Annotated in this window: 13 protein-coding genes and 1 tRNA gene; 7 read left to right on the top strand and 7 right to left on the bottom strand. The window is 73.0% G+C overall.

Annotation, left to right across the window (positions count from 1 at the left end):
* The first annotated feature begins 32 nt into the window (after positions 1–32).
* Together G443_RS14870 and G443_RS14865 are read left to right on the top strand one after the other, a co-directional pair.
* Positions 33–1,277 (top strand): DNA polymerase III subunit delta', encoded by a 1,245-nt coding sequence (locus G443_RS14870; RefSeq protein ID WP_051313598.1) that lies wholly within the window; start codon positions 33–35, stop codon positions 1,275–1,277.
* Positions 1,278–1,445: 168 nt separating this feature from the next.
* A tRNA-Thr gene (locus tag G443_RS14865) sits at positions 1,446–1,519 on the top strand.
* A gap of 207 nt (positions 1,520–1,726) precedes the next feature.
* Here G443_RS14865 and G443_RS14860 read toward each other — a convergent pair.
* The 6 genes from G443_RS14860 to G443_RS14835 form a co-directional block, all read right to left on the bottom strand.
* Complete coding sequence (locus tag G443_RS14860; RefSeq protein ID WP_026417632.1) at positions 1,727–2,203, bottom strand: hypothetical protein; 477 nt, start codon at positions 2,201–2,203, stop codon at positions 1,727–1,729.
* 497 nt (positions 2,204–2,700) lie between these two features.
* Positions 2,701–3,378, bottom strand: a complete 678-nt coding sequence (locus G443_RS14855) for a hypothetical protein (RefSeq protein WP_026417631.1) — start codon at positions 3,376–3,378, stop codon at positions 2,701–2,703.
* 36 nt (positions 3,379–3,414) lie between these two features.
* Entirely contained in the window at positions 3,415–4,131 is a 717-nt protein-coding gene (locus G443_RS14850) for a hypothetical protein (protein WP_026417630.1), read from the bottom strand.
* On the bottom strand, positions 4,125–5,264 hold the full coding sequence (locus tag G443_RS14845) for a WXG100 family type VII secretion target (RefSeq protein ID WP_026417629.1): 1,140 nt from the start codon (positions 5,262–5,264) through the stop codon (positions 4,125–4,127). Before G443_RS14845 ends, G443_RS14850 begins: the two co-directional genes overlap by 7 nt.
* Complete coding sequence (locus G443_RS14840; RefSeq protein ID WP_026417628.1) at positions 5,261–5,593, bottom strand: hypothetical protein; 333 nt, start codon at positions 5,591–5,593, stop codon at positions 5,261–5,263. The genes G443_RS14845 and G443_RS14840 overlap by 4 nt, the downstream gene beginning before the upstream one ends.
* Before the next feature lie 8 nt (positions 5,594–5,601).
* On the bottom strand, positions 5,602–6,042 hold the full coding sequence (locus G443_RS14835; protein ID WP_051313483.1) for a YbaB/EbfC family nucleoid-associated protein: 441 nt from the start codon (positions 6,040–6,042) through the stop codon (positions 5,602–5,604).
* Between the two features lie 321 nt (positions 6,043–6,363).
* Here G443_RS14835 and G443_RS14830 point away from each other — a divergent pair, with 321 nt between their 5' ends.
* From G443_RS14830 to G443_RS14820, 3 genes are all read left to right on the top strand, one after another.
* Positions 6,364–6,585, top strand: a complete 222-nt coding sequence (locus tag G443_RS14830) for a hypothetical protein (RefSeq protein WP_155886031.1) — start codon at positions 6,364–6,366, stop codon at positions 6,583–6,585.
* 189 nt (positions 6,586–6,774) lie between these two features.
* On the top strand, positions 6,775–7,566 hold the full coding sequence (locus G443_RS14825) for a S1 family peptidase (protein ID WP_026417626.1): 792 nt from the start codon (positions 6,775–6,777) through the stop codon (positions 7,564–7,566).
* Positions 7,567–8,462: 896 nt separating this feature from the next.
* Complete coding sequence (locus tag G443_RS14820; RefSeq protein ID WP_051313481.1) at positions 8,463–10,223, top strand: DHA2 family efflux MFS transporter permease subunit; 1,761 nt, start codon at positions 8,463–8,465, stop codon at positions 10,221–10,223.
* 85 nt (positions 10,224–10,308) lie between these two features.
* Here G443_RS14820 and G443_RS14815 read toward each other — a convergent pair whose 3' ends face one another.
* A complete protein-coding gene (locus G443_RS14815; protein WP_026417624.1) occupies positions 10,309–10,797 on the bottom strand; it encodes an inorganic diphosphatase in 489 nt (162 codons plus the stop codon).
* Positions 10,798–12,065: 1,268 nt separating this feature from the next.
* On the opposite strand from G443_RS14815, the gene dacB reads away from it, so the two are divergent.
* Positions 12,066–13,406, top strand: a complete 1,341-nt coding sequence (gene dacB, locus G443_RS14810; protein WP_253860221.1) for a D-alanyl-D-alanine carboxypeptidase/D-alanyl-D-alanine endopeptidase — start codon at positions 12,066–12,068, stop codon at positions 13,404–13,406.
* Between the two features lie 99 nt (positions 13,407–13,505).
* Complete coding sequence (locus tag G443_RS14805) at positions 13,506–14,588, top strand: Rv3626c family coenzyme F420 biosynthesis-associated protein (protein WP_245588696.1); 1,083 nt, start codon at positions 13,506–13,508, stop codon at positions 14,586–14,588.
* The last annotated feature ends 6 nt before the right edge of the window (positions 14,589–14,594 follow it).

The raw sequence follows: 14,594 nt of genomic DNA, 5'->3' as shown, positions 1-14,594 counted from the left end.
GGGCCCCTCGCGGGGGACTGCACAATGTGGGGATGACTGGGAGCGTGGAAGCCGTCCTCGGCCAGCCGGCGGTTCCCACCACCGGTGTCTGGGCGGAGGTCGTGGGCCAGCGGTCGGTGCTGGCCGAGCTGTACGCCGCCGCGGTCGCCGCGGCCGGGGCGGTCTCCGGCGGAGGGACTGGCGGGGGCGCCATGACCCACGCCTGGCTGTTGACCGGCCCCCCCGGCTCCGGGCAGACGACGGTGGCGCGGGTGTTCGCCGCCGCGCTCCAGTGCGTCGTCCCCGGTCCGGTACCCGGGTGCGGAGCCTGCCAGGGGTGCCGTACCGCGCTCGCCGGGACCCACGCGGACCTGCGGATCGTCGCGCCGGACGGGTTGTCGATCTCGGTCGCCGAGATGCGCGCTCTCGTGCAGACGGCGGCCAGGCGACCCACCGCCGGCCGCTGGCAGGTGGTGTTGGTGGAGGACGCGGACAGGTTGACGGAGGGGGCGGCGAACGCGCTGCTCAAGGCGGTGGAGGAACCAGCGGAGCGGACGGTGTTCCTGCTGTGCGCCCCCTCGGACCACCCCGACGACGTCCCGGTGACCATCCGGTCCCGATGCCGGCCGCTGGCGCTGGGTACCCCCCGCCCAGCGGAGATCGCCAGGGCACTGCGTGACCACGACGGAGTGGACCCCGAACTCGCCGACTGGGCTGCTTCGGTGTGCGGGGGCCACGTGGAGCGGGCACGTCGCCTGGCGGCGGACGAGGCCGCCAGGCAGCGTCGTGCGGCGGTGCTGGCGATACCCACCGCGCTCCACCGGTCCGCCGACGTGTTCCGGTGCGCGGACGAGCTGGTCAAGGCCGCTGAGACCGACGCGGTCGAAGCCAACGAGATCCGGAACGAGGAGGAGAAGGAGGCGCTGCGCACGGCGATGGGCGCCGGCGGAACGGGGAAGGGCACCGCCGCGGCGACCAGAGGAGCGAACGCCGCCGTCCGGGAGCTGGAGAAGCGGCAGAAGTCCCGGACCACCCGCACCCAGCGTGACTCGCTGGACCAGGCGCTGATCGACCTCACGGCCTTCTACCGGGACGTACTCGTCCTCTCGGCCGGGGCGGCGGTGCCGCTGAACCACCCGGACCGGGAGGCGGACAGCCGGTCGGCGGCGGCGCGGTGGACGCCGGAGTCGACGCTGCGCCGGCTGGAGTCGGTACTGGAGTGCCGGGACGCGCTCGCCGCGAACGTCAAACCGCGCATCGCCGTGGAGGCCATGCTCATGGTGCTGTGGCGCGGCTGACCTGACCGAGCTCCCGGTGTGCGGGGCACTGGCCCCGCTGCCTCGGACGGGGCGCGGGCGGACCCGCCTGCCTCCTCCCGTGGGCAGGCACGAGGTCGCCGGAATACCGACCCCGCTCGTCCCGGTCGCTCCCCGTTCGCTAGACTGTTCGTGCTGTGCCCGCAGCGCGCCGCCTTAGCTCAGTCGGCCAGAGCGACGCACTCGTAATGCGTAGGTCGAGGGTTCGATTCCCTCAGGCGGCTCAGCCCGAAGCCCAGGTCTCCCGAGGCCTGGGCTTCGTCGCGTTCGGGGGCTCTCGTCGGGTAGGAGATCGATGGGACGGGTCCGGCTGCGACGGGCTTGGCCGCTGATCGCGGCGACGTCTTCCCGACGGCGCTCGCGGCGAGCCCTACGCCGCCCGATCGGCACGCATCGGTACCACCGCCACCTCGGTCCTCACGCGTGACCGCTCAGAACCGCAGCACGATCCAGTGCGCGAGTACGGGCGAGACATCCCCAACGACATCCAGCTGAGGACCGTAGTTGTACCCAAGTGCGATGAGTGCGATGGCAAGAAATGCGCGGAACGAACGAAAGCTGGGATTGGGGTATATCCAGGAGTGGGTGTGGAACATCACTAGGACCAGGCCCGCGGTGACAACCGGTAGCAGTGCCCACTCCCACCACGTGAGCCGCATGTCGTTGACCAGATGGGAGTAGGCGGCCGCTGTGACGAACAGGGTGAGGAACAGAGTGGCTCCCGCGTACCGGAATATGTGGTAGTGGAACACTCCGTGATCGCGCTCGTAGTAATTGACATCCCCGTGGATGTCACGCGCCCGCACGACGTTGGTCACGTCGCCCGAGTAATGGTTGATGTGGGCGAATTCCTCGTCGTCATCCTCGTCCGCGCAGTCGTCCTCGTCCTCGTACTCGTACTCTCGCATCGCCTGACCCGTACTCGTCGCTGGTCTCGAGCCGCCGTGCGCGAACGGCCGGGGCCTGGGAGAAATCGTGCCAGCGGCGCCCCTGACGTGGGACTTGGTCGCCCAGCTTCACCAGATCGGGGCACTCGTCCTCGGCGGCACGTGGCCGACAGCCGGGGCAGCGGGAGCGAGGGGGTCTCCTGTTCCCTGTCCGCAGGGGAAATGTCGGGGTGGTGTGGCTCGGTGAATTCCGTCCCGGGCGGTATGGGTGTGTGATGAGCCGTAGGCGGGCCGGGGACGTGCGGCCTGGTCCAGTAGTGTGCTGTTCGCTGGGCGGATCACGATTGCGGAGAATCGCGTTGCCCCGGAGCCGGTTCATCCTCGGGTACGTCGTTTCCTGACGAGGTGGTTCCTCCTTGTCGTGAGGGATTTCCGCGCTTCCTCCCGCTGATACGGCGTCAGCTGGCCACCACCGACGCCGCGTGACACGGAATGCGCTGCCGGGTCCGGGCCTCAGGTCACGGGTTCAGGCGGAGGGTCTCCACCAGCTGCTCGGGGTCCTCGTGGCGGACGAGCAGGGAGGAGCCGTCCACGAAGGTGAACCCCAGGAACCACTCGGGAAGCGCGGCGCGGCCGAGCGGCGCCGCCGAGACCGACCGGAGCTCCGGACGGTCCACCTCGTGCAGGGCGACGACGCCACGTTCACCGGCCCCACCCCGCACCTGGCGCAGCAGGCCGCCGAGACGGCCCGCGAAACCGGCTTCGTGCCCCCCGGGTGAGGCCTGGGCCGGCTCGCCGCTCGCCACCTCGCCCGCCTCCACCAGCACCGCGAGCCGGCGGTTGGACAGGGCGAGGCGACAGCGTGCGCCGGCGTGGGTCAGCGCGTCGCCCAACCGGACCGCGTGGTCCCCGGGGTCCACCCCGGTGATCCACCCCCACATCGCCGGGTCGTGGGCCCACTCGTCGTCCGACCACCCGCCGGCCGCCAGTGGGGCGGTGAGCGCGGGTCGCGCGATGTCGGTGTTGGTGGCGAGCGCGCTTGGCGCGGTGGGGCGGTGGGGCAGGTGGGTTCGGCCGCCGAGGCTCGACCCCAGGTGCCCGGCGCCGGGGCCACCGAGCACGGCGAGCAGCAGTTCGCCCCGTTCGGCCCGGGTCCAGGTTCGGGACAGCGCTCGTGCGGTGAGTTCGCGGGACACCAGGAGGTTCCGTTCTGGTTCGGGGTCGGGTGCGGGTCAGGAGGACGCGAGGGCGAGCATTCGGCGGGCAGCCGCCTCGGTCCGGCCGGGGGCGGCGAGTTCGAACGCGGACCCGTCGTCGAGGACGACACGCAGGTAGTGCGGGGGGACGCCGCTGCTGCCGCCGCCCTGCTTCCTCGCCACCACCCCCACCGACCGGACCCGACTGGCCGGCAGTTCCACCCGTGCGGTGGCGAGAGGCAGACTGCCCCGGAGGGGTGGCGCTGCCGGGTCCCCGTTGCCGAGGATGCCGGTGCCGAAGCGTCGGGCCCGGTCGAGCAGGCCGGTGTCCGCCTCCGCGGGTGTTCCGCTCGTGGAACCGGTCGCCTCGGTGCCGGAGGGCAGGAAGGAGAGCAGGGCCAGCCGGGTGGAGGTGAGGAACCAGTGGTCACCCGGAGCGAGCGTGTCCACCCCACTGAGGGTGGACACCGCGAGGCACTCCGGACCCGGGCCGGTGACCAGGGTGGTGGGCACCTGGCCAGGGTCGGAGCTGAGGTTGTCGTTGCCGGAGAGGGCGTCCACCAGCCCGAGGAGCGCGCCTCCCGCCGCGCCGCCGACGGCGCCGGACGTCCTGGCGAGCCAACCCCGCCGAGGCGCGCCGTGTTCGTCCAGACCCGCGACGTCGAACCGCAGCCGGGCCCCGAGGGGCGTCGCGAGCCGGATCCGTTCGCTCGGCGCGCACCAGGTGTGCCGTGCCGCGAGCACCTCTACCACTGGAATCCCCGTTCCTGGGCGGCTCGTCGTTCCTCAGCGGAGGGTTCGGGTGTCGCCGCGTCATGGGCGAGTTCCGCGCCCTGCTCGATCGCGGCCGAGGTGAGCTGGTCGCCCGCCGCGGCCATCGCCGCTCCGCTGGTCCTGCTCTGACCGCCGAGCGCGTTCCGCAACACGGCCTCGCTGATGTTGGTGGCCAGCGCCTGGGTGCCCTCGACGCCGGCGGAGAACCGGTTGCCCGTGGTGGACGCGAGCGTGCTCCCATCGGCCCTCGTGAAGATGTTGACCAACGGGTTCCCGTCGACGCGCCGCATCGCGAACCGCTGCGCGGCGTTGCCGCTTCGCAGCGACCCCGCCTGGTTGACGAGGTCCCGGAAGGGGCCCCGCAGTCGAGTGAGCAGCGCCTCCAGCCTGCGCACCAGCTGCCCGATCCGCTGTTGCAGCCTGGTGACCCTCATGGTGAGCCGGATCCCGGTGCTCCCGACCTGGATGGTGGTGGTCACGTTCGCGGCGGCGACCGAGGCTCCGGCGGTGATCCAGGCCGCCGCGAGCGCGGCCAACCAGGAGACGATCAGCCCGATGACCAGTTCGGTGATGAGCTGGATGGTGAACTCGACGAAGGCGTCGAACAGGTCGGCGACCAGGTCCAGGACCTGCCGCAGGTCGCGGATGTCGGCGGCGAGGGCGGCGACGCCCTCCGCGAATTCCGCGAACCGCGAGCGGAAGGCGTCTCCGGCCTCACCCCGCCACGAGTCCTCCGTGGCCTCGGCTCGTCGACCCTCGGCCTCCGAGACCTCGTCCAGCCAGCGGGCGACCTGTTCCCAGCCCTCCCCAGTGGCCCGCATCTGCTCCGGGTCGCCGATGGCCCACTCGGCGATCTCCACCAGGGGGCTGAGCACGATGGACACCAGGAAGCCGAGCCCGTTGCCGACCAGGGCCTGTCCCGGTGACCGGATTGCCTCCAACAGTTCCAGGCGTCCCGTGATGGTCGCGGCGGTGATCTCGGGCGGTGTGGTCGCGTCCTGGAGGTCCTGGTAGGCCCCGGACCAGGAGCTGCCCCGGGCCGCGGCCTGGCCGAACCAGCCGCGCTGGTCCGCGTTCTCGTTCAGTTCCTCGAAGCTGGGTGGGCCGGTCACCGCCCACCTCCGCGCAGGGTGTCCCCGATCGACTCCAGCGCGCGGGCCAGGCCGTCGTCGACGCCGAGGTAGGTGGCGGCGCTCTCCCTGGTCATCTCGGCCCCGGTCCGCAGGAAACCGGCGGCCTGGGTGGCGAGCGCCTCGCACTCCTCCAGCGCGGAGTGGTATCCGCCGCTGAGGTGCAGCGCGTCCCCGATCGGGCCGAAGCACTGGTCGTCCACCCTGGCGCGGTCGAGTAGCGCACCCAGCTCCTCGAACTTGTCCGCGAGTCGCTCACTGCCGGCCCCGTGGGCCAGCAGCGCCTCCGGATCGACGTCGAACCCGGTCACGTCGCCTCCTACCGCAGGAAGGTCTCGGGCGGTTCGTCGGACGGACCACCGCCGGGGTCACCCCGGGGTGCGGACGGGGGGTCCTCGTCCGGACGGGGGACCGGGAAGTCACCGGCGGAGGACACCGCGTCCCGGATGCGCTGGGCGTCCTCGCCGAGCACGGGACCGACCATCTCCTCCAGGCGCTCGGCGGCATCGCGTGTCGCCGCCCGCACCGTCTCCAGGATCTCCTGTCGCAGCGCCACGTGGCTCCGGTCGGTGGCGGCCGGGGAGAGCCGGAGGTCGACGAGTGCTCCGGAGGGCGTGACGGTCGCCGTCACCACCCCACCGGAACTGGTGGCGACTCCTCGAACCCCGCTCAACCGTTGGCCGAGTTCCGTGACCTGCCGTGCGCGTTCCTCGAACGAACGCAGGAGGTGCCCTACCCGGTCGGACGCGCCTGAGGTCATGCCGACTCCTCCGTGGAGTGTTGGCGTGCTCGGTGATCGGCCGCGCCTCCAGTCAACCAGGAGGTGTGCTCCGGGTAGATCCCCTGACCGGGTGCATCGCCCGCGGCCGTTCGGGGCGGTCAGCGGTCGGCGTCCCGTCGGCCCACCACCGGGGTGCGGCCCGGCGTCCCGGCACGCGCCGTGCCTGGTGACGTGACCCCGGTGGGAGCGGAGGCTCGGAACGACCGTGTTGATCCGTTCGAGTGAAGATCACGGCTGGGACGTCATCCCTCCGGGGGCACGTGCTCTCGGCCAACGGAGGAGGTGCTGATCATGTCCATGATGAGTGGCACTGTGATCGGGATCATGGTGAGTTGGTGGGTGCTGACGCTGGTCTGTCCGCTGGCGCGGTACGTGCGCCGGTCACGACGACGTCGTCGCGTCGTGGACCGGGTGCGCTGGGAGTTACGCGCCTTCCGGCGGGGTGCGGTGTCCCCGCGAGGAGGGGCGTCGGACGTCGAGGTGGAGGGGGAGCGGGAGTTCGGACGGAGGTCGGCCGCCTGATCCCTCGGGTGAGGAGGCGCGCCGGCGCTCGAGGCCCGGCCGAGGACGGTGCCGACCGAGGTCGGGAGCCGGGGCGAGCGGTGGACCGGTAGTCACTCTTCAGGGGGTACACGGGCCGCGTGAGCGCGCCGATGGAGGGCGTGTCGGGCGACGATCGTCCCCGTTGCCCCTCGCCGAAGGACGTGGCCCGTGCGCGCACTCTTCCTGGCGGCCGTCGTGGCCGCGCTGTCCACCACCGCCGTCTCGCCCGCCGAGCCGAGGAGGGAGGTCGCCGCCGCCGAGGAGGCCACCTCGGCGGAGCCCGCCGCGCGCATCGTGGGAGGGGTCGGGGGCGACGAGGACTACCACTTCGTGGTCTCGATCCAGCGTCCGACCGAGGGCAAGGACCACTGGTGCGCCGGAGCGCTCGTGGACCCGGAGTGGGTGCTGACCACGGCGCACTGCGTCCAGGGCGAGCTCACCGCCTACACGGCCAGGGTCGGGACGAACCACCGGTCCGAGGGCGGCAGCTACGAGCGGGTCGTCGAGATGGTGACCCATCCGCACTGGAACGGGCACACCGGGGACATCGCGCTGTTCCGGTTGGCCCGGCCGGTGCCGGCGCCGACGCTGCCGCTCGCCGCGCGGCGACCTCCCGAGGGAGCGACGGTTCGGATACTGGGCTGGGGCAAGACCTGCGGCACCTTCGAGTGTTCCTGGGAGTACCCGGAGCTGCTGCGGCAGCTCGATGTTCCCGTGGCGGCGGCCGCCGGCTGTCGTGCCGCCGGAGTGGACGCCGCCACCGAGCTCTGCCTGCGGGTGAGCAGGGATGCCACTTCCTGCTACGGGGACTCCGGCGGCCCGGCGGTGGTCAGGGAGGGTGGGGCCTGGCGGCTGGCCGGCCTCGACTCCCGGGGCGGCGACCCGGTCTGCGGAGTTGGCGGGCTCGTGTTCACCGAGGTGACGGTGTACCGGGACTGGGTTCGCTCGGTCATCTCCTGATCCCGATCCCCCTCGGCCCGGACCTGCCGCCAGTCAGGGCCAGGAGGGCGGAGCGGCGGTCGACGGTCGTGATGGCGGCTCGGCCACCGCTCGCCGCGGGTCACCCCGCTGAGCCATCGTCCGCCCCCGGCCCCCGGCCCCGGCCCCGGCCCCCGATACCCGGGCGCCTGGTCGGCCCGGACGTGCCCTGGGCTGATGCCGCGCCCTTGGGACGGGAAACGCGCCAGGGCCAGCCGACGCGCCTGCCCACGACGCGCCTGCCCACGACGCGCCTGCCCACGACGCGCGATCCGCGCCGTCGAAGCGGTGGGGCCGCGAGCACCGCGATGGCGCGGGGTGCCCGGTCGGTCACCTGGAGCAGCTGAGAGTCGGCTCATAGCCAAATCGGTTGCCGGCCGTCCCTGATCGGCGGAAGCTTGCTTCGTGCAACTAGTTGTGTGATGCGGGCAAACAGGGGTTGGCGATGCGGGAACCGGACGAGGAGACCGACGCGGTCGCGGCGGTGCGGCGGGGCCAGCGGGCCTCACCCCGTTTTCCCACTTCCACGCCCGCCCCCGCCGTTCCGGTGAGCTCGCCGCCGCGCTCCGGACGGAGCCGTCCACGGTGAGCCGACGGGTCGCCGCGCACGTGCGGGAGGGGCCGCCGCGCGGTGCACCGGGGCCGGCCGATCGCCGAGCGCGCCCGCTCGCCGTTCGGGGGAACGGCGACGGTCCGCTCCAGGAGCGGTGCCGATCCCGACGCCGACTCCACGGCCGTGTCCTCGACGGCGGGGGCGTGGCGGACGGCGAGGCGCTGACCCCCCAGCCCGCCAGGCCGAACACGGCCCGTGCCGAACGATTACCAACTCGTACCACCGAGCTCGCCGACGAGCGGGCCGGTCCACTCAGGGGAAGTGAATGAGCAACAGCATGGCGGCACGGGACACCGGTCCCCGCGCCGACGGGGGACTGACCCACCGGCAGGTACTCACCATCATCAGCGGCCTGCTCGCCGGCATGTTCCTCTCCGCGCTCGACCAGACGATCGTCTCCTCGGCGATGCGGGTCATCGCCGACGAACTGCACGGGCAGACCGCGCAGGCCTGGGCGACCACCGCCTACCTGATCACCGCGACGATCTCGACGCCGCTCTACGGCAAGCTGTCCGACATCTACGGCCGGAAGCCGATGTACCTGACGGCCATCACGGTCTTCGTCGTCGGCTCGGCCCTGTGCGGCGTCGCGGCCTCCATCTACCAGCTCGCGGCCTTCCGCGCGGTCCAGGGCCTCGGCGCCGGCGGGCTGATGTCGCTGGCGCTCACCATCGTCGCGGACATCGTCAGCCCCCGGCAGCGGGGCCGGTACCAGGGCTACTTCATGGCCGTCTTCGGCGTGTCGAGCGTGCTGGGGCCGGTGCTCGGGGGATTCTTCGCCGATCTGGACGACCTGGCCGGGGTGGCCGGCTGGCGCTGGGTCTTCCTCGTGAACGTGCCCGTGGGCGTGGTCGCCTTCCTCATCGTCGCCAAGGTGCTCAACATCCCGCACCACCCGGTGCGGCACCGCGTGGACTACTGGGGAGCGGCCGCGCTCGTCGTGGGCCTCGTCCCCCTGCTGACGGTGGCGGAACAGGGCAGGGAGTGGGGCTGGAGCTCACCGCTGTCGCTGCTGATGTTCGCGGTCGGCACCGTCGGGCTGGTGGCCTTCGTGCTGGTGGAGCGGCGGATGGGGGACGAGGCGCTGCTGCCCCCTCGGCTCTTCCGATCCGGGACGTTCCGGCTCGCCAACGTGCTCAACTTCGTGGTCGGCCTCGGGATGTTCGGCGGGATGATGTCGGTCCCGCTCTACCTCCAGATCGTGAAGGGGCTCAGCCCGACCGAGGCCGGGCTCATGATGTTGCCCACCACCTTCGGGATCATGGTCGCGACCGGGGTCGTCGGCCAACTCATCGCCAGGACCGGACGGCTGAAGGTCTTCCCGATCCTCGGTACCGGGCTGCTCACCCTGTCGTACCTGTTGTTCTCGCAGGTGACGGTGGACACGCCGCTCTGGCAGATCGGTCTGGTCATGGTCGTCCTCGGCGGCGGGCTCGGCCAGTGCATGCAGACGCTGACCCTCTACGTGCAGAACGACGCCCCGCCGAGGGACTCCGGGGCGGCGACGGCCTCGGCGAACTTCTTCCGCCAGAACGGGGGGACCGTCGGAGTCGCGGTGTTCCTCTCCGTCCTGTTCTCCGTCGTGGGGGACCGGATCACGTCCGCTTTCGAGTCGGCCGCGCGGACACCCGAGTTCCAGCGCGCCCTGACCGACCCCGCCGTACAGGCGGACCCCGCGAACGAGCGGTTCCTGGCGTCGCTGGAAGGAGCTGGCGGCGGGTCCGCTGGCCTCGACCTGAACGACACCTCGTTCCTGAACGGGCTGGACCCGAGGTTGGCGCGGCCGGTGTTGGAGGGATTCGCGAGCGCGGTCGGCACGGTCTTCCTGATCGGACTTGGCGTGGTGGCCTTGGCCTTCGCCCTGTCCTGGTTCCTCCGGGACGTGCACCTGTCCGACCGTTCGAACCTCGAGCAGCTCGCGGCGGAGCGCGCGGCGGCCCAGGCCGAGGGTGCGCCGGAACCGAGCGCTCGGTCGGAGGAGGGAACCGCTCGGGGGGCGGAACCTTCGACGACCAGCCAGGTCTGATCGTGTTCGGAGGCAGGGTGGCGCGGGCCCGGCGGGCCGGTGACCACCCTGCCTCAACCCCACCTGGCGGTGGGCGCGGACCCGCTCAGTGGTCCGAGGTCCTCAGCCGCTCGTAGGACCGCTTGATCTCGGCCTCGGCCTCGGCCCGGCCGACCCACATGGCGCCCTCGACGCTCTTCCCCGGCTCCAACTCCTTGTAGACGGTGAAGAAGTGCTGGATCTCCAGCTTGTAGAACTCGGCGAGGTGGTGGATGTCCCGCAGGTGCTCGGAACGGGGGTCGTCGGCGGGGACGCACAGGACCTTGTCGTCGCCGCCCTTCTCGTCCCGCATCCGGAACATCCCGATGGCACGGGACCGGATCAGGCAGCCGGGGAAGGTCGGTTCCTGCACCAGCACCATCGCGTCGAGCGGGTCGCCGTCCTCACCCAGCGTGTTGTCCACGAAGCCGTAGTCGGCCGGGTACTGGGTCGCGGTGAACAAGGTCCGGTCGAGACGGATCCGACCCGTCTCGTGGTCCATCTCGTACTTGTTCCGCTCCCCCTTGGGAATCTCGATCGTGACGTCGAACTCCACTCGGATCCTCGCTTGTTCTGTGTGGGTGCGGCGCGCCGACCGCACCGTGCGTCCTGCTGGTGCCCGCGTCCTAGTCTGGAGCGCGAACTTCGTCGAAGCCGCGTCCGAGCCGCCGTCGCGGATGTCACTCCAGTCCCGTGTTGCCCGAATGACTGCCAAGGAGCTCCGAGTGTCCGGAACCGGACAACCACCGGTGGGTGCGCCCAGGCCACCGGACGACCGGCCGACAGGCCGGACCGACGGTGCGCAGGACCGCTCACGGGACCGCTTTCCGGACGGCACCGTACCCCGTGGCCCAGCGGAACAGCAGCCTGTGTCGGCCTCACCACGGTTGGAGGGCCAGGTTCCGTGGCCATCCTCACAGTCCGGTCCCCCCGGGCAACCGCCTCCCCCCGGCGCTCCACCGCGTACTCCACCCGGCGGGCAGCCCCAGCCGGGGCAACCGCCCATGCGCGGTGTGCTGCCCGTGAACGAGCGCGACGCGGCGGGGGAGCAGCACCCCGGGCCTGGCGGGCGCCCAGGGGGCCACCCGCGCGTCCGGCGGGTGCCGCCGGCGCGGGGCCGGCCGCGACCTCGCTCTCCGGCTCGCTGCCGTTGGACGGTCCGCCTGCCGGTGACCGGCCGACGGCCGCGCTCCCCACGCCGCCGCCCCCCGCGCGCCCGCCCTCCGATCGCGGGCCGAACCCGGCCCCACGCCCGCTGGGCCGGCCGGCCCGCCCCGCCGGGCCGTCCGGGCCGCGCGGGGTCGGGGCGCGCCCGGCCGGACCGCCGCCAGGCCCGCCCGGCGGCGCCCCGAGGCACCCGGGGACCCCGCCCGCCGGGATGCCGGCGTCGCACCGGCCGGGCCCGCCACCCACGTCCACGGCTCCGCCCACCCCGGCCAACCCGGACGCGCTGCCGACGGTGCGCACCCGGGTGCCCACGCCAGCCCACGGCCTCCCCACCCCCGGGGGACCAGACCCCCTCGGCCGGCCCACCGCCGCGCCCGACGGCGACGCCGCCACCGGCCGGGGCGGCACCACGTTCATGCGGCCCGACCCCGGCCCGTCGGCGGCCTCGTCCTCGAGCGAGGAGACCGGGGATACCCCCCAGGCCCCGGTCGCCACGGCCCCCGAGGGCGTGGAGCGGGCGGAGGAGTCCGGGGGGAGCCCCCTCCGGGAGGTCCGCCGACGGAGCCCCCGGAGGACGAGGAGGAGAGGCCGGCGCCGAAGGGGCGAGGCCGCCTGCTGGCCATCGGAGCCCTGGCCCTCGTGGTCGCGGTCGGCACGGTGACGGCGTTCACGGTCGAGCCGGTCGGACGGTTCCTCGGTCTGCGTGGGCCCGAGGTGGCCCCCGGCCCACCCGCCCCCCCGGCGGTGGAGCCGGATCCGGTGCTGCGCGCGCTCGACCTGGGCGCGAGCGGCCCCTCCGCGGAGGGGCTGACGGCGCGGCTCGACCAGGTCGGCGCATCCCCGGCGTTGGGCAACCTGAGCGGGGTCGTCCTCGACCCCGCCAGCGGTGAGACCCTGTGGGCTCTCGACGAGGCCGTCCCACGCACACCGGCGTCCACCACGAAGCTGCTCACCGCGGCGGCGATCCTGCTCACCGTCGAGCACGACACCACTCTGGAGACGCGGGTCGTCCAGGGGGAGGAGCCGGGGACCCTGGTGCTGGTCGGCGGCGGCGATCCGACGCTGTCGGTCCTCCCCCGTGACACACCGACCTACAACTACCCCGACGCCGCCCGGCTGGACGACCTCGTGGAGCAGGTCCAGGCGGCCACGTCGGAGCCGGTCGAACGCATCGTGGTGGACGCGAGCCGGTACACCGGTGAGCGGCTCGCCCCGGGCGTGGGCGAGTCGGACGTCCCGGGCGGGCACATCGCGCCCGTCGAGCCGGTGATGCTCGACGTCGACCGGCAGGACCCCCTCCTCGCGACCACCCCGCGTTCCTCGGAGCCGGCGCTCGCCGTCGGGCGGGCGCTCGGTGAGCGGCTGGGCGTGCCTCCCGACGCGGTGGCGGTCAGTCGGGAGCCGGTGGCGGGAGAGGGAGCGACCGTTCTCGGCGAGGTCTCCTCACCCAGCATCGAGCGGATGGTCGAGTCGATGGTGTTGACCTCCGACAACACCCTCGCCGAAACCCTCGCCAGGGAACTCGCCATCGCCACCGGGCACGAACCGAGCTTCGCCGGAGCCACCACCGCCATCCTGGAGGTCCTCGCCGAGCACGGGCTCGACGTCTCCACGGTCGCCCTCTCCGACGCGAGCGGGATGTCCACCGAGAACGACATCTCCCCGGCCGTGCTGGCCGAGCTGCTCGCCGAGGCCGTCGGGCCGGACCGCCCGGACGAGGTCGCCATGATGCTGCGCCCGATGTTGCCCGGCCTGCCCGTCGCGGGTGCCAGCGGAACCCTGGGTGGCAGGTACATCGACAACGCGCGGGAGGGCCGCGGCTGGGTGCAGGCCAAGACGGGCACCCTGACCGGGGTGAGCACGTTGGCGGGCATCGTCACCGACGTCGAGGGCAAGCTCCTCGTCTTCGCGCTGATGTCAGACGGGGCGAACACCCTGGAGGCGAGGGCCGCCCTCGACGAGATGGCCGCGGCCATCCGCACCTGCGGCTGTCGCTGAACGGGGCGGGCGGGGCCGGGAAGGGGGCGCACGGTCGGTGAGGGCCCCGGCACCGCTCGCGGTCACCTGCCCGGGGTGCCCTCCGGTAGCGTCTGGGGTGTGGACGCCAAGTCAGTGGCAACCGTGCCCGCGCGGGTCGACCGGACGGGCCCCATCGCCTGGGACGTCGCCAGGTCCACCGCGGTACGCCTCGTCGGCCGAGGGCCGCAGGTGCCGATGGAGGACGCACTCCGCGCCGTTTCGGGGCTCCGCGAACTGAGCGGGGAGGCGGAGGGCCACGTCAGGGAGCTCACCGGGCTCGGGCACGACCTCCCCCTGCGGGAGGGGCTGGTGCTCGACCGCCCGGGGTGGGCGTCCTCCGCGGTGGAGGGCATGGCGGCCCTGGTCGACCGGGCCATGCCCGCTCGGCGTAACGCGGGGTTGATCGCCGCGCTGGCCTCGAAGGCGGCCGGCGTCCAGGCCGGAGCGGTGCTCGCCTACCTCGGTGGGCGGGTGTTGGGCCAGTACGACCCGTTCGGCGGCGACGACGGGCAGGGGCGGCTCCTGCTCATCGCGCCCAACATCGTCGGGGTCCAACGTGCGCTGCGGGTGCCGCCGGCCGACTTCCAGATGTGGGTGTGCCTGCACGAGGCGACGCACCGGCTGCAGTTCACCGCCGTCCCGTGGCTGCGCGACCACTTCGCCACCGAGGTGGGAACCCTGCTCGGGTCGATGGACGAGACCGTCGTCGGAGCGCTTGACCGGCTACCCGAGCTGGTGCGGGCTCTCCGCAACCGGCGGTCGTCCGACGGCGGCGAGCCGCCCGCCCTCGTCGAGCTGCTCCAGTCACCGGCCCAGCGCGCCCACCTGGACCGGCTGCTGGCCCTGGGCACCCTCCTCGAAGGGCACGCCGACCACGTCATGGACGCCGTCGGACCCAGGGTGGTGCCCTCCGTGCGGCGCATCCGGGCGCGGTTCACGGTGCGCCGGCGAGGCGGCGGACTGCTCGACCGTGCCCTGCGGGTCCTGCTGGGAGTGGATGCCAAGGTGCGCCAGTACGCCGAGGGAGCCGCCTTCACCAGGCACGTCGTCCGGCGGGCCGGCATGGACGGGTTCAACGCGGTCTGGACCTCACCGGAGACCCTGCCGACCCGCGCCGAGATCTCCGAGCCGGCGGCCTGGCTCCGTCGCGTGCACGGCTGAACGGCC

The organism is Actinoalloteichus caeruleus DSM 43889 (assembly GCF_000429185.2).
Classification (GTDB): Bacteria; Actinomycetota; Actinomycetes; order Mycobacteriales; family Pseudonocardiaceae; genus Actinoalloteichus_B; species Actinoalloteichus_B caeruleus.
Note: the sequence above shows the minus strand (reverse complement) of the source record. Positions and strands in the feature narration are given on the sequence as shown.

Excerpts from the sequence above, each read along its gene's own strand:
- G443_RS14830 (WP_155886031.1), top strand. The coding sequence starts at position 6,364 with ATGAGTGGCACTGTGATCGGGATCATGGTGAGTTGGTGGGTGCTGACG.
- G443_RS14835 (WP_051313483.1), bottom strand. The coding sequence starts at position 6,042 with ATGACCTCAGGCGCGTCCGACCGGGTAGGGCACCTCCTGCGTTCGTTC.
- G443_RS14860 (WP_026417632.1), bottom strand. The coding sequence starts at position 2,203 with ATGCGAGAGTACGAGTACGAGGACGAGGACGACTGCGCGGACGAGGAT.
- G443_RS14820 (WP_051313481.1), top strand. The coding sequence starts at position 8,463 with ATGAGCAACAGCATGGCGGCACGGGACACCGGTCCCCGCGCCGACGGG.
- G443_RS14870 (WP_051313598.1), top strand. The coding sequence starts at position 33 with ATGACTGGGAGCGTGGAAGCCGTCCTCGGCCAGCCGGCGGTTCCCACC.